Origin of the sequence: Bathymodiolus platifrons methanotrophic gill symbiont (genome assembly GCF_002189065.1) — a bacterium.
Taxonomy (GTDB): domain Bacteria; phylum Pseudomonadota; class Gammaproteobacteria; order Methylococcales; family Methylomonadaceae; genus Methyloprofundus.
Window position 1 is genome coordinate 1 of the sequence record NZ_BDMN01000576.1, and the last position, 1210, is coordinate 1210.

2 protein-coding genes are annotated in these 1210 nt (G+C 43.1%); both read right to left on the minus strand.

Going from position 1 to position 1210, the window contains the following annotated elements:
• Positions 1-91 precede the first annotated feature (91 nt).
• Entirely contained in the window at positions 92-577 is a 486-nt protein-coding gene (locus tag CDZ78_RS20635) for a DUF58 domain-containing protein (RefSeq protein ID WP_087871610.1), read from the minus strand.
• Positions 570-944 carry a hypothetical protein gene (locus tag CDZ78_RS20640; protein ID WP_140414277.1) on the minus strand — a complete coding sequence of 125 codons (375 nt, stop codon included), beginning with the start codon at positions 942-944 and terminating at the stop codon, positions 570-572. Before CDZ78_RS20640 ends, CDZ78_RS20635 begins: the two co-directional genes overlap by 8 nt.
• Between the last annotated feature and the right edge of the window lie 266 nt (positions 945-1210).

A 1210-nucleotide genomic window follows, 5' to 3' on the forward strand; every position in this document is an offset into this window, starting at 1 on the left:
TTGTTATTTAAGCGAATGCCATTGCCCTCAATCCCCCCTTCTCAAGGGGGGAGGCTAAAAGCACATACTTTCACAGTCTCTAAAGTCCGCTCTACGCTAATGCTAATGCCTTGAGGCACTGTTTAGAGTGATCATCTCCGCGATTAGGTTCGATTATTAATCCTGCCAGCCTAAACCCATATTCCACTCCTGCCTTTTCAGCATCCAGCACCCAACGACACATCTGGCTTAAACGCTCTTCTTGATCCGCGCCCATGGTTTGCTCGTAATCCAGCCAGATTTCAGAATTCTGTGCTCCCGTATATTGCCGGATAAACAGACCTTGCCCTTTAGCTAGTGCCCGCCAGTGAATATGCCGGACTCCATCACCATGCTGATAATCCTGTAAACCATAAAAATCATCCTGGCCTTTCTGGCGACTACCCTGCTCCCCGTGTCCGCTATCATTTTCAGGTAGAGGGCAATCTTGTACACTTGGGCGCGGATAAACCAGAGTTTTCATATCCAGATTTAGACGATGCCAGGCACGAAATAATCCAAACGGAAAACAACTGGAAATAACTGGATTGCTAGTCACAAACCAGCCACGAGCTTTTTAGCTCGTTGCGCCAGACTGATACGCTGACTTTGTTGGACCTTAATATCAACAAGCTGCATAACCTCCCTACCCAACCCAACCCAAACTGTACACTATAGTGATCTGTACGATCTGGGTTATCAACTATCAAGATATTTTCAGCTAGCTCGCCGGCAAATATATCTACACTCTGCCCTGCTTTGACACGCAAACCTTGCAATGAATTTACCGTATGTAAGATGGTAATAAAAAACAGGCTGGCAAGCAAAAAGCAAAGCAAATAGACCAGGTTATTATTGTAAATAAAAGCAATTAATAATAACAAGGTGAGTAATAGCATAAAGCCTAAACCGCGTTTAGTAGACAATATATAAATGTGTCTATAGCTTAAGCGTATTGGTTTTGTCGATGTTGGCGAACTCATGAATATAATTTGTTATGAAAATCTCTTTTACCCATACTTTCGTGTTTTTCGCGCCTTTCGTGGTAGTTATTATTAAATCCTCGCTCCTTAGGGAATAGCAACATTTGCCAGCAAGGGCGCGACTATATTTTCTGAGTTACTATGCCCGGCACGCAAACGGTCAATGGCATTCGCTTAAATAACAAAGTAACTAAAGATATTTATTCCGC